Consider the following 13662-nt stretch of genomic DNA (forward strand, 5'->3'; position numbering starts at 1 on the left):
CCCTATAATAAATTATCAAAATACGTTATAAACCCTTACCACTACTGAGTTACTTCGAATCATCCATCTTCAGTACAGCCATGAACGCTTCTTGTGGTACTTCGACTGAACCGACTTGTTTCATACGTTTTTTACCTTCTTTTTGTTTATCAAGAAGTTTACGTTTACGGGAAATATCCCCTCCGTAACATTTTGCTAAAACGTTTTTACGCATCGCTTTAATCGTTGAACGAGCTACAATTTTTTGACCAATTGCTGCTTGAATTGGCACTTCGAATTGTTGACGTGGAATTAATTCTTTTAGTTTTTCTACAATTACTTTCCCACGCTCGTAAGCAAAGTCACGGTGAACGATAAAGCTTAGTGCATCGACTTGCTCAGCATTTAATAGGATATCCATCTTCACTAGTTTTGAAGGCTGATAACCGATAAGCTCATAGTCAAATGATGCATAGCCTTTTGTATTTGATTTTAAATAATCGAAAAAGTCATAAACGATTTCAGATAATGGCATTTCATAAATGATGCTGACACGTGAAGTATCAATATAATCCATCGTCATGAAATTACCACGTTTAATTTGGCAAAGCTCCATTACCGCACCTACATAATCATTTGGTACCATAATCGTCGCTTTAACATATGGCTCTTCTACACGATCAATTTTTTGTGGGTCTGGCATGAATGATGGGTTGTCAACTTTAAGTGACGTACCATCTGTCATGTAAACATCGTAAATTACTGATGGTGCTGTCGTAATTAAATCAATGTTAAATTCACGTTCAATACGTTCCTGAATGATTTCCATATGAAGTAGTCCTAAGAAGCCGCAACGGAAACCGAAGCCAAGCGCTTGCGATGTTTCAGGTTCATATTGTAATGCCGAGTCGTTCAGTTCTAATTTTTCTAATGCATCACGTAAATCATTATATTTGGCAGTATCAATTGGGTATAAGCCACAGTACACCATTGGATTTAAACGGCGATAACCTGCTAATGGCTCTGTCGCTGGACGATTAGCAAATGTTACAGTATCACCAACTCGAGTATCACCAACGTTTTTAATAGACGCTGTTAAGTAGCCAACATCACCAACCGTTAGCTCCTCTTGCGGTACACTTTTCGGAGTATGTACGCCGACTTCAATTACATCAAATTCAGCACCTGTCGCCATCATGCGAATTTTATCGCCCGGTTTAACAGTACCACTCATAATTCGAATAGAAATGATAACACCTTTATAGGCATCATAGACTGAGTCAAAAATAAGTGCTTGTAATGGTGCTTCTGGATCACCTGTTGGTGCAGGAACCTTTTCAACAATTTGCTCTAAAATATCTTCAATTCCGATACCAGCTTTTGCAGATGCTAATACCGCTTCAGAAGCATCTAAACCGATTACGTCTTCGACTTCTTGACGGACACGCTCTGGATCTGCCGCAGGTAAGTCAATTTTATTAATAACTGGTAAGATTTCTAGGTCGTTATCAAGTGCTAGGTAAACGTTAGCCAGCGTTTGCGCTTCGATGCCTTGTGCTGCATCCACAACTAAAATAGCGCCCTCACAAGCAGCTAAACTACGTGATACTTCATATGTGAAATCGACATGTCCTGGTGTGTCGATTAAATGGAATGTATACACTTCGCCATTTTTGGCTTCATATTTTAATTGGACTGCATTTAACTTAATTGTTATGCCTCGCTCACGCTCTAAATCCATTGAGTCGAGTAGCTGTGCTTTCATTTCACGGGATGTCAATGATTTCGTTTGCTCTAAAATACGGTCAGCAAGCGTTGATTTCCCGTGGTCAATATGTGCAATAATAGAGAAATTTCGAATATTCTCTTGTCTTTTTAATCGTGCTTCTCGGTTCATCTCTTCCACTCCTAATTAAACTATAATGAATTATACTATGAACCATATACAAACCACAACATTAGAACGGCATAAATGCTGTTAAATCAATGGTTACTCTTATTTATGTTTGTTATTTTCTGCGAATCAATGCATAAAAAAGCACCATATTGAGGCAATTAAGCTAAAAATGGCTCTCTATAAGGAGCACAAAAAATATGGCGAGTGTGTGTACAACATTGGTCATTGTCATTTATGTTTTGGAAACGTGAGGTCTATGCAAAAATGTCATTTTCGTACGCATATACTTGTGAGTGAATAGACACTATCAAAAAAAGCACCTGCATTTTTTTGCAGATGCTTTCTAAACCTACTCTTTATTTTGTTACTATTCGCTTACATTAGTGAGTGGAAAATGTTTGCAAAAATCTCTATGATTTTATATTTAAAACAAAAGAGAGACCAGCAACTAATTTTAAGCTGCTGGTCTCTTTGTATCTTATCATTACCCGAAAGTTATTCTACATCAACGTTGAAGTAGATAAATGGAGGCTAAATTGGCATTTTATTAAACATCATTCATATGAGCATCGATTGCTTGCTGAATAAGGTTAGATAAAGCTTCCACCCCTTTAGGTTCTAAATGTACGCCGTCCGGAGCAAAATATTCTGGGTGGTTAAGTGCCGTTGAATGCCAATCAATTAATGTAATATTGTGATACTCATGCGCTTTATTTGCTAGAGCATTATTGACATTTGTTTCCCATGGACGTGGTACACGTGTATTCACTAAGTAAATTTGAGCTTGCGAGAACGCCCCAAGGAGATTATCAATCTGGTCATTTGTAAAATAACCATTTGTGCCTAGTTGAATAATGACCGCTTTATCTGGCTGATTAAAACGATTGTAACTAGGAACCAATTTTACTGCTTGTGAAACTTGTCTCCCGATTTTCCCATCGATTGTAATGTTAGGGTATAGCGTATGTAAACGCGTAGCAATATCAATCATAACCGAATCCCCTATAGCTAATAGTTCTTTATACGGTTCTTTTATAGGATTTTCACTCGGCTTGTCTTTTTCTGATTGAGACGTTTCGTCGTTATTTTCCACAGACGTACCTACTTCTTCCTTGGTGTTATTTTTTTCTTGCGTATCTTTAGCAGAATGCTGTTCTTCCCCATTTATTTTAATATTTGTAGGATAATTCTCCTTTGTATCCTGTTGTGCTTCCCCTACTACCCCTGTAATACCAGTAAAAAACACTAAAATGAATAGCGGAATAACAGCAGTTGCTATTTTTCTTGCAATGGAAAAATTTTGCCACTTGCTCGGATTGAAGACCAAATATTTACGGAAATATGTTTGGAATCCTTGTTTACGAATCGGCATTTCAATAAAACGATACGATAATTCTGCGACGACTATTATAAACACTAGCTGGAAAGCGACACGCCAATATACTGGATTTCCTATTTCATGAACAGGAGTAGTTAGCACTATAATTGGATAATGCCAAAGATAAATTCCATATGATCTAGAACCAATCCAGCAAAGTGGTTTCCATGAGAGTAGTTTCCCTAAGAAACTAGCTGGATGACAAACACAGGCAATTAATAACGCAGCATTCATACAAAATAGGAACATGCCGCCCCTATATAAAAATGCTTGGTATTCATCTACATACAAAATACAGGCAATAAAAATAATAAAGGTGATTACGCCTATACTATTGAGCTCATAAACATGCTTTGCAGAAAGCTTTTTAGTAGAAAGTCTTTTCATCGGCCAGATGAAGGCAAGCCAACAACCGATTAGTAATTCAAATGAACGTGTATCTGTTCCATAATAAATACGGCTTGGATCAGCTCCAGGCTGAAATAGGAAAGCCATGAGTAATGCTGAACAAATTGCGCCAATAAAAATAATGTTAGAAAATTTACTTTGTTTTTTAAATATAGACAATCCAATGATTAATACAATTGGCCAAATAACATAAAATTGTTCCTCAATTGCTAAAGACCATAAATTTTTCAAAGGGGAAGGCGACCCAAAACTATCAAAATAAGATAGTTTGTGATAAATAAACCACCAATTACTAGAATAAAAAATGGAGGATAGGGCATCTCCTCGCAAAGTATTTAAAAGCTCTTTATGAAATAACATTACCCACACGAAAGTGGTCATTATCATGACATATGCAGCTGGAACTAGGCGGCGAAAGCGTCCAATCCAAAATTTACGCAAATTGATTGTTAATTGCTCACCTTGCATCGGTAAAATCGTTGAGGTGATTAAGTAACCTGATAATACAAAAAATATATCAACTCCGAGGAATCCTCCACTGGCCCATCGAAAGTTAAAATGATAAGCAATTACAGCTAGTACTGCTAATGCTCTAATCCCATCTAATCCAGGGATGTAACGATGATTCAATGTCTTGCCTAACATACTGTTTCCTCCAATAAATGTAAAACCCTTTTAACATTATTTAGTTTTAAAAATTGTGTGTATGATGCCTAGCCTCTGCCCCTTTTCTATCATTTCCATTACTATTATTAAAGACGAATGAGCTACCTAAAAAGGTTAACCATTTTCTAAAACAAAAAAATTTTCACTGAGAATTTTTTTATCTCCGTGATTTGTATAAATACCCAAAAAACTACAAATGTATGTATAAATTACTTTACTTTACATGAAAATTCGTAATATTAACCAACGAAAAAAAGCATCTGCCCATAATGGTAGATGCTTTTGAAGCGGTTTTTTCCATTGATGTACACCATCGAAAATAGCCCGATTCAATAAGGCGTATGAGCTGACTTGAAAAGTATAATGCAAGGTAAAAACAATTGAAAGACCTCTGAAACAAAAAAATTTAGGTAATTTTTTCAATAGTCACCCTCACTTACCATTCATTCCCCTACATGGATTACATCAACTCATTTTCATAACAGTGACAACGACGAAGGCATCGCATGGATATGATTATTTCATTAAAAACTAGCTATCTCGAATGTTTCTAAAATATAGAATGACAAGATGCTCGCTTTTAACTTTTTGATTCAGTCACAAAGCTTTTAGCAATTGCTTTTCCAATTAAAGCAATTGTACGATTTAATTCTTCTTCTGTATTATCTATTCCACCTAATTCAATTAAAATCATTTCTTTGGCTAAATCTTGATTGTAACGACCATCTACATTGTCACCACTTTTAGATATAACCCCTCTTGAAACCTTTGGTACAATTTCATTCATAGCAGCAGAGAGACTTTCTGCATAAGCAGTATTCCATCTGTAATTTTTATGTTCTGCCCCCACAACAATGGCAATACGTGCGTAACTTTCATTGTTATGTGTAATAGTTGTCGTATCACGCTTGGCAGAATCTCGATGCAAATCGATCACTAAATTATAAGATTGTTCCTGTAAACGATTTGCTAAATATGGACGTACTGTGTTGTATGCTTGTGGAAAGGTTTTGCCTTCAGATTTCATTACCTTCATGACATCAACATCTAATACATCTGTCTGTATACCGTTCATGCTAAAATGCTTGGCAATCGCACCTTGTAAGTTATAAATATTTGTCTTCTCATCATAAACGTCTGCTTTCCCGCTTACCGCTTTCACCATTGGTTGATAGGCTTCTTGTGAATGCGTAAATAACAATAATACTTTAAAAGGATCCTGTTCTTCCGTCTGCTCTTTTGTCAACTCTAGTGCTGTTTGTTCAGGCAAATTAGTAGCGGCAAACACGACTTGTTTATCCTCTGGCTGCTTGATCGGAGTCGATGCTTGCTTGTTGAACGGAAGTTGCCCAGCAATGACTGGTAATACGAAAAAGAACAATAATAGACCAATTGACCATTGTAGTTTTTTTAGCAAAGTCACACCCTCCTCCACTTATCGTATGGAGGGGATGTGTCTTTTAGAACGATGATTTTATAGATCGTTTGCCCAATTCATAAGCATAGTTGAAATGATTGTTGCATACTTATCTATCCAATAATCTGCTTCTTTTGGTGTAACCATTAACTGTGCATGGGAAGCAGCAAATGTCTCTTCAAAAAGCTGTTGACGCTCCTCTTTTGTCCATGTTGCCCATTCACCAAAAATCGGTGTCACAAGGGACATATCAAGTTCTTTATTAATGTCTGGTCGCCAAGAAGATAAGGATAATTTAGAAGAAGGCTTTCCACGTTCCGCAACACGCGCAGCGATAGAGCGTAGCATCACCTCTACTGCATCAGCAATTAAAACTGGTGCGTCTACGACTGTTGGAATTCCGATAGCCGTAACCGGGATACCGAGCATCTCATAAGAAATTTCCTTGCGTTGATTGCCGACACCTGATCCAGGGTGAATACCTGTATCTGTAAGTTGAATTGTTTTACATAATCGATCACTTGCTCTCGTTGCGAGTGCATCTACTACTATGATTAATTTTGGTTGCAGGCGCTCTGCCAAGGCTGCTACAAATTCGCCTGTTTCATATCCTGTTTGTCCTGTTACCCCAGGTGCATACATAACAAATTTGTCATCGATTTGCTCTAGACTATGCAAGTGATCAATAACATAAGGTCCAATGGCATCCGGCGTAATCGTTCTATTGCCAAGACCTATAATTAATATTTTGTCATCTTCCTTCCAGGAAATTGATTCATGCATAGTTTTAAAATTTTCCAACAATGCTTTCTCAAGCTGTTCGAATCCATCTTCATCCTCTAAAGTAAGCGTTGGGACGGAAAGGGTTATATATTTCCCCTCCTTTTTGCCTATTTGTTTTTCGCCCTCAGCATTTACTTGGACATCGGTAATTTTCACACGCCCTGCTGTTTTGTCTTCAATTTGAACTCCACTTGAATGTTCAAGTGTATCTTTTTGTTCCTTCGTTTGATGTAAAACTACCTCTTCAGATTCATCAATTAAATCAGTACGCTGCCAATTTAAGTTTTGCATTCAGTTCACCTCAATTTGTAGTTTGTTCAAACTGTCAAGTAAATATTCTTTGCATTTATCTATTGCAATTTAGCCTAGCGTTTGTTAAAATGATTTTTGTTGTATTGACACAAGAAATCAATGAGAAGATATCATCTCGTACCTATTTTAGGAGGTGAAAGATATGCCAAACATTAAATCTGCGATTAAACGCGTAAAAGTTAACGAAAAAGCTAACGCTGCTAACACTCAAGCTAAATCTGCAATGCGTACTACAGTGAAAAAAGCTGAAAACGCTGTTGCTGCAAACGCTGAAAACGCACAAGAACTTTTACAAGCAGCTTACAAATCTTTAGATAAAGCAGCTTCAAAAGGACTTATCCACAAAAACGCGGCGGCTCGTAAAAAGTCTCGCCTAGCTAAAAAAGCGTAAGTGTTTATTAAGGATCAGTTTACTCTTAGGAGGAACTGGTCTTTTTTCATTTCTAATTTTTTATCAATAATAATATACAAATAAAATCCGCCTTGCTACTGCGAGATAAGTAAAAGCACGAAACATTCGTGTCTTACTCACCCGCTAAAAAGCCAAGCGGATTTATAAACGTTTAGAAACATTCGTTTATGTGTTCGATTTTTCTTACTAAATCAACCTTTTTAACAATGGTATTTTCTGTATCATCCACACGATAATTGTAGATAGCACCAAAATGATTACAACTTGTAACGGAATCGCCATAAGGGGCTTTACAAAGAGCTCATTTCCTTCAAAAAAGTGCGGACGGACTTTATCTAGAATCATCGCATGTACTAAGTAAACACCAAAACTTGTTTGTCCAATTAGCTTGACTATCCCACTTGTTTCATAGCTTCCTCTTGTTACTTTACGACTTACCCAATATTTTACAAAAACAAAAAGTGCAACACTCATCGCAATAACATTAGGGCTGGAATACGAAAATGCATAGCCTGAAAATTGTCCTTGTTGCTCTGTCAACGCATTTGTGCTCCAAATCGTTTCAAGCGCACCAATTATCCCTAACATGTAAATTCCGACACGCCATTTTTTCGATAGCTCAAATTTCGCTAAATAGTAGCCTAGTAAAAAAAAGCCGATGTACTCACTTAAAGGGAAAAATAATGTAAATTCATTACTCACGATATATGAAAAATAACGGAATACCCCATAAAATAACATCCACAGAACAATCACATAGCCTATCATTTGTTTGGAGGCATGATTAACGAAAATATTAAAAACTGGCGCTAGTAGATAAATACCGATAAGCGCATAAAAATACCACAAATGATAGTATATCTGATCATTAAAAAACATGATTAGAAATTCTTTTAACGAATACCCTGGATTCCACATATATGTTGCCCATGCATAATAAATAATCGACCAAGCAATGAAAGGTAGTAAAATTTTATTGGCACGCTTTTTAAAAAAGGTGCTTATAGATTCTTCCTTACGTCCAAGTAAAAGTGCCCCACTAATCATTAAAAAAATGGGTACACACCATCGCGACAAAGCATTGAACACAATGCCTGTTTGCCAATCAAAACTAGATATTTTGTCATAAAGTACGACATAAGGAGTCGCAGCATGTAAAAATAGTACGCCTATAATTGCAATAGCACGTAGGCTATCCATGTACTGAATTCGTGTTTGCACGTTCAAAAACCCCCCACGACATTATACAACCATTCATGCCCAACTAGTAAACATTTTTTACAGTTTGCGCAGTAAAAATAGTTCTAAATAACGCTCGCGGTTTCCACCAGCTGTTTTTAACTGTAAATCGACCTCAGCCAATTGGTACAAAGCCTTCAATAAGCTCTCTTCAGATGGACGGTTGCGCTGTTCGACCATTAGCTTTACACGGTAAGGGTGGATTTTTAAATTTTTTGCAATTTGCTGTGGATGGTAGCCTTTTTTCAGCAAGTAAAAAACATTCGACATCGTTCGCACATTTGAGGCAAGAAGACCGACAAGCATAATTGGCTCCTGTTTTTGGCGCAATAAATCATGGTAAATTGTCAATGCTGCTACTGGGTCGTGTGCCAAATACGCGTTTAACATTTTAAAGGCATCTTGTTCTAGTGTTTTCGCTACTAAATCCTCCACTAGCATCGTTGTAATTTCCCCACCATCACCTACGTATAATGCAAGTTTTTCAACTTCCATCTGAAGTTGTAGCATATTCGATCCAACCATTGAGACAAGCTGCTCAATAGCACTTTGAGTAATTGTATTACCCTGTGCTTTTACAAGCCCTTGAATCCACACTGCTAAATCTTGTTCTTTCGGTGTTTCTGCTTGGACAATAAACGCATGCTCTTTCATCATTTTTGTCACTTTTTTTCGTTCATCCAGCTTTTCATATGGGGCAATAAAAACCGTAACCGAAAAATCTGAAGGGTTTGCAAGCCATGATTCTAATCGTTTAACATCGTGATCTATTTTTTCCTTACCTTTTTCAGTTGCTTTTAAAAATGACGCATTTTTAGCAATTACAAGCTTCCGTTCTGAAAAAAACGGGATTGTATCCGCCTCATCTATAACGACATCAACCGGCAACTCTTCCAAATCAAAAGTGCTCATTTCAATTTCTTCTTCATTTCCTAGTGCTTCCTTTAAACGTTTTACAGTTTCATCTATAAAATAGCTTTCTTCACCAATAATCAAATACACTGGCGAAAGCTCACCTTTTTTTATTTTGTTCCAAACCGTTGAAATCATAATATTTTTACCTCCATATAGCAATACTACTAGTATACATGATTTAGTTTCGGTTGTGACTTTGAGCTAAATTGTGTCCATTCCTTGCCACAGTTGGGAATTCATCTTTTCGATATAGCTTTTATGAAAACGATGTCTTATAATTAGTAACAGAATTGGAGGGATGACAATGAATCCATTTGAAGGTAATAATATACAATGCAAACGTAACGATGCTATCGATTCAGGCGTTGGTTTCGGCGTATCATTTGGGGTCTTCACTATTATGTTCATCATCGCAGTAATAGTAGACTACGCAAGCATGTAATCTACCTCTTATACCAATGGAAAAGACCTTGTTCAGTTTCGGACAAGGTCTTTTTCTGTACGAACAATCCATTTATCACGATAAATAGTGACTTCGATTGTGCCATCTATACTGGTCGTTTTTGTCGCTAATCGACGCTTCTTAAAACGCTCGACTACAATGTCATGTGGATGTTGATAGCGATTATTACGTCCTGCACTAAAAACCGTTAATGAAGGCTGTAGAAGCTCTACAAATGGCTCTATACTTGATGTTTTACTACCGTGATGACCTGCTTTTAATAGCGTAATGTTTGCTAGTTGTTGGCCATATAGCTTTATCAGCTGACGTTCTCCAGCTTCTTCTAAATCACCAGTTAACAATGCATGAAACGATTGCTGCTGTATAAATAATACAATGGAATCGTCATTGCCTTCATAATGCGTATCGCGGGGTGATAAATAGTGAAAACTTGTAGAACCTACATGCCATGATGTACCTTCCATCTTTTCCTTCACTGGTACTTTTTGTTTCGTTGCTTCCGCTAATAAATCTTGCATCGCAGGTGTATTTAATGAGCCTGGTGTTACATGAATTTCACGCATCGTTATCTCCTCAAGCACTTCTTCTGCTCCCTCTACATGGTCGGCATCTGGATGCGTCAAAATCAAAATATCCACCTCCCGAATACCTTTTCCTTTTAAAAACGGTACAACAACCTGTCTACCAACCTCATAGGGGCTGTTTGAGACCTTCCAAGGCTCTTGCCTAAACCGAAGTACACCGCCTGCATCAACCACGTATACGGCCCTTCTAAACGGCAATTCAATGATTGTACAATCACCCTGACCTACATTCAAAAACGTAATCTTTGTTTCCTTATATAATATAGGCGCAAGATGTATACAAAAAGCAGGAATAAGAAGGACAATGGCTACTTTGCAATAGTGCTTTGCTTCTAAAAAATATAAACTAAAAAGCACGCTGACAAAGGCTATGCATACTAGCCAGAAGGCAGGTTTCCCCGGCGACCATAGTTGTAATGGCAAAGCTTGTAAAAACAAGATTGCCTCCGTTAGCCAATTACGCATTGGCTCATATACGTTAAATACTAGCTTTGCTAAAGGCATTGAGAGGAATGTGGCGATAAGCATCAAAAAATTTATAGGTAGAATTATAAATGAGAATAATGGTACAAAGATAATATTTGCTAAAAACGAAGATATTGATAATTCATAAAAATAATAAAGTAATAGCGGATAAACAAGCAGTTGGCATACAAATGTGATTAAAAATGATTTGTGTAACCAATTCCTGTCCTGAAAGATACCCCTCGAGTATATAAGACTAGCTGTTGCTAAATAGGATAGCTGAAAGCCAATTTGAAAAATAACACCTGGCTCTAGTAAGACAAAGCTAATAAAGCTGATGGCTAGTGCATCATCAACTGATATATCCCACCTCGTAAAGCGCAACAACATGATCAGTTCCACAATAGAAACTGCACGGATTACTGAAGGTGCTCCACCCGCTAGAACACCATAAACAGGTAACAGGATGAGCAAGATAATTATGGCCATTTCTTTGCGAATCCCCCATCGTAATAATCCCTCATAAAACAACCATGATACAAGCGCTACATGTAAGCCGGAAATCGCAAATAAATGCGTGATGCCGAGCTTTTGATATGCTCGTTGGAGGTCATCATCCATATCTCGTAAACCAATAAGCAGCGCCTGTGCCTCTGCGATAAGCGATGGTGGAAAGGAAGTCTCAATATGCTTTTTTAGGTGAAATCTATACTTAGAAAGAACAGAGCTAATTGTTTTTTTCTTTGACATTAACCTCCAACTCTTCACTTCAAATATGCCCCTTGCACCTTTGCTCACTAAATATTTCTCAAATGAAAAAGCGTAAGTATGTGCAGGGGGATTTGGTGCTACAAGTTCTCCTTGAACGACATAGGTAAAGCCTGTAATTGATGTGGCTTCAAAAAAATGCTTTTCAAGCTCTGAGGATAACGTATACATGACATAAAGTTTTTCACCTGTTTCCGTTCTCGCAAATCCACTAAGATGTTGTCCATTAATTTTATAATCGCTCGTCCATGTTAATTGAAAAGTTGACGGTAAAGGGGAAGGTTCCGTCAATCGAATTGTTGTAATAAAGAAGAAAGAAAGAAGTCCAGCACCTACTACGAGTGCGGAGATGATAAATGTTTCGCCTTTTAAAGTAAGCCAAGTTGCTACTATTAGTAAACTAGCAAGTAGCCAAGCTGACTTGTGTGCTGCTAGTGAGGCCACAAGTACAGCAAGTGCTACATATATCCATTTATGCTTTATTGAATTTTGCCAAATAATGCACTCACCTTCTGTTCATAAGGGAGTAATTTTTCAGCAGGCACGCCACTTTCACGTAACTCATTAAGCATATCTATGTACAAAGCCAATTTTTCATTTCTTAAAAAGTCAATTTTGCGTTCATCAAAAGGTACATGCAATACCTCTACGCCTGCTTTTTCAAATAATTCTTGCGCATATGAATTGTTTTTATAGTCCGTTGCATAATAGACTCTTTCAATTCCTGCTTGAATAATTGATTTTGTACATGGTAGACAAGGGAAATGTGTAACATAAAGGTCTGCCCCTTTTGTCGGCGTTCCGTATTTTGCGCATTGTAGGAGTGCATTCATCTCTGCATGCACGGTACGTACACAATGATTATCAACGACATAGCAACCTTCTTCAATACAATGTTCATCACCTGTAATCGAACCGTTATATCCTCCTGCTATAATTCTCTTATCACGTACGACCGTCGCTCCAACTGCCAGTCTTGTACAAGTACTACGTAACGCGAGTAAATGGCTTTGTGCCATGAAAAATTGATCCCAAGTAATACGCTCCATATGACTACCTCCAAAATTTACTATCATTGTTTATGGACTGTGCATCACTGTCCCAGTCACTTTTCTACTATAGTGTAGCCCTTTTCGAAAAGAGTCGTCAACTTCGCACTATATTAACCAATTAGTTGACAGTAATTGAATCTTTAAGCATTTCAAATGTTTTTTCGCCGATACCAGTCACCTTTTTTATATCCTCAATTGTTTGAAAGCCTCCGTTTTCCTCACGATACGCAATAATGCTTTGCGCCTTTGACGGGCCAATACCTGCTAATGTTGTCAGTTCCGTATTATCTGCCTTGTTGACATTCACCTTATCATTCGTTGACGTTTGGCTTCCAGCAGCAAAGGTGGCATTATTAAAACTGACCATCACTTCATCAAGCTGCTCACCTTTTACAGGTATATATATAACCATTTCATCTTGTACCTTTTGGGCATGATTAATAAGTCGAGTATCAGCATCTTCGCTATAACCTCCAGCAAGCTGGATAGCGTCGATAATTCGTTGGTCAGAATTTAGCTCATAAACACCTGGATGCAATACAGCGCCCTTTATATCAATAAATACCTGCTGTAAGACCGCTTCTTCTGCAGGTTCTGTTAATGCTGGTTGTTCTGTAAGTTGGATTGTTTCGATGAGCTCTTCTTGGGGAGGTGAAGAGTCAAAACTCGAAAAAAAGAAGTAACAAAGTCCACAGATTACAAGTATGCTAGGGAGCAACATACTTTTTCTATACTTTTGCCATAAAGATTGGATCATACAAACCATCCTTTCTATGCAAAAGGCAATCATATGGAGTCATTCTCATCATATACTATCGTTCTCGTGTTGAAAAGTAGATTGATGCTATATTTCAAAAAGTGATTTGTTCGTGCGCTACGTGTCCAAAAAGTTATATTTAAATAAAAAAAGTTCGGTATAATACC

11 protein-coding genes are annotated in these 13662 nt (G+C 37.4%); 2 read left to right on the forward strand and 9 right to left on the reverse strand.

All coding sequences use genetic code 11. From position 1 onward, the window contains the following. Nucleotides 1-49: 49 nt before the first annotated feature. The 4 genes from lepA to gpr all read right to left on the reverse strand — a co-directional run bounded on the left by lepA (nucleotide 50) and on the right by gpr (nucleotide 6819). Nucleotides 50-1876: a translation elongation factor 4 gene (gene lepA / locus ACIP9C_RS05605; RefSeq protein ID WP_401009184.1), complete on the reverse strand. Its 1827-nt coding sequence runs from the start codon at nucleotides 1874-1876 to the stop codon at nucleotides 50-52. Nucleotides 1877-2423: 547 nt separating this feature from the next. Then, nucleotides 2424-4307, reverse strand: coding sequence for an acyltransferase family protein (locus ACIP9C_RS05610; RefSeq protein ID WP_401009185.1), 1884 nt, complete (start codon nucleotides 4305-4307; stop codon nucleotides 2424-2426). A gap of 601 nt (nucleotides 4308-4908) precedes the next feature. Then, nucleotides 4909-5751 carry a stage II sporulation protein P gene (gene spoIIP, locus ACIP9C_RS05615; protein WP_401009186.1) on the reverse strand — a complete coding sequence of 281 codons (843 nt, stop codon included), beginning with the start codon at nucleotides 5749-5751 and terminating at the stop codon, nucleotides 4909-4911. 51 nt (nucleotides 5752-5802) lie between these two features. Beyond that, on the reverse strand, nucleotides 5803-6819 hold the full coding sequence (gpr, locus tag ACIP9C_RS05620) for a GPR endopeptidase (RefSeq protein ID WP_401009187.1): 1017 nt from the start codon (nucleotides 6817-6819) through the stop codon (nucleotides 5803-5805). 163 nt (nucleotides 6820-6982) lie between these two features. On the opposite strand from gpr, the gene rpsT reads away from it, so the two are divergent. Further along, a complete protein-coding gene (gene rpsT / locus ACIP9C_RS05625; protein WP_172772128.1) occupies nucleotides 6983-7231 on the forward strand; it encodes a 30S ribosomal protein S20 in 249 nt (82 codons plus the stop codon). Nucleotides 7232-7438: 207 nt separating this feature from the next. On the opposite strand, the gene ACIP9C_RS05630 is transcribed toward rpsT, so the two are convergent. Next, entirely contained in the window at nucleotides 7439-8473 is a 1035-nt protein-coding gene (locus ACIP9C_RS05630; RefSeq protein ID WP_401009188.1) for an acyltransferase, read from the reverse strand. A gap of 57 nt (nucleotides 8474-8530) precedes the next feature. Beyond that, nucleotides 8531-9541: a DNA polymerase III subunit delta gene (gene holA, locus ACIP9C_RS05635; RefSeq protein WP_401009189.1), complete on the reverse strand. Its 1011-nt coding sequence runs from the start codon at nucleotides 9539-9541 to the stop codon at nucleotides 8531-8533. Between the two features lie 169 nt (nucleotides 9542-9710). On the opposite strand from holA, the gene ACIP9C_RS05640 reads away from it, so the two are divergent. Further along, nucleotides 9711-9848, forward strand: coding sequence for a YqzM family protein (locus ACIP9C_RS05640; RefSeq protein WP_340826450.1), 138 nt, complete (start codon nucleotides 9711-9713; stop codon nucleotides 9846-9848). 32 nt (nucleotides 9849-9880) lie between these two features. Here the strand turns inward: ACIP9C_RS05640 and ACIP9C_RS05645 are convergent, their stop codons facing one another. From ACIP9C_RS05645 to ACIP9C_RS05655, 3 genes are all read right to left on the reverse strand, one after another. Continuing rightward, nucleotides 9881-12130: a DNA internalization-related competence protein ComEC/Rec2 gene (locus tag ACIP9C_RS05645; RefSeq protein ID WP_401009190.1), complete on the reverse strand. Its 2250-nt coding sequence runs from the start codon at nucleotides 12128-12130 to the stop codon at nucleotides 9881-9883. A 35-nt stretch (nucleotides 12131-12165) separates the two neighbouring features. Next, nucleotides 12166-12735: a ComE operon protein 2 gene (locus tag ACIP9C_RS05650; protein ID WP_401009191.1), complete on the reverse strand. Its 570-nt coding sequence runs from the start codon at nucleotides 12733-12735 to the stop codon at nucleotides 12166-12168. Between the two features lie 121 nt (nucleotides 12736-12856). Beyond that, nucleotides 12857-13495, reverse strand: a complete 639-nt coding sequence (locus ACIP9C_RS05655; protein WP_401009192.1) for a helix-hairpin-helix domain-containing protein — start codon at nucleotides 13493-13495, stop codon at nucleotides 12857-12859. Between the last annotated feature and the right edge of the window lie 167 nt (nucleotides 13496-13662).

Origin of the sequence: Lysinibacillus sp. NPDC093210, assembly GCF_044753985.1 — a bacterium.
Classification (GTDB): Bacteria; Bacillota; Bacilli; order Bacillales_A; family Planococcaceae; genus Lysinibacillus.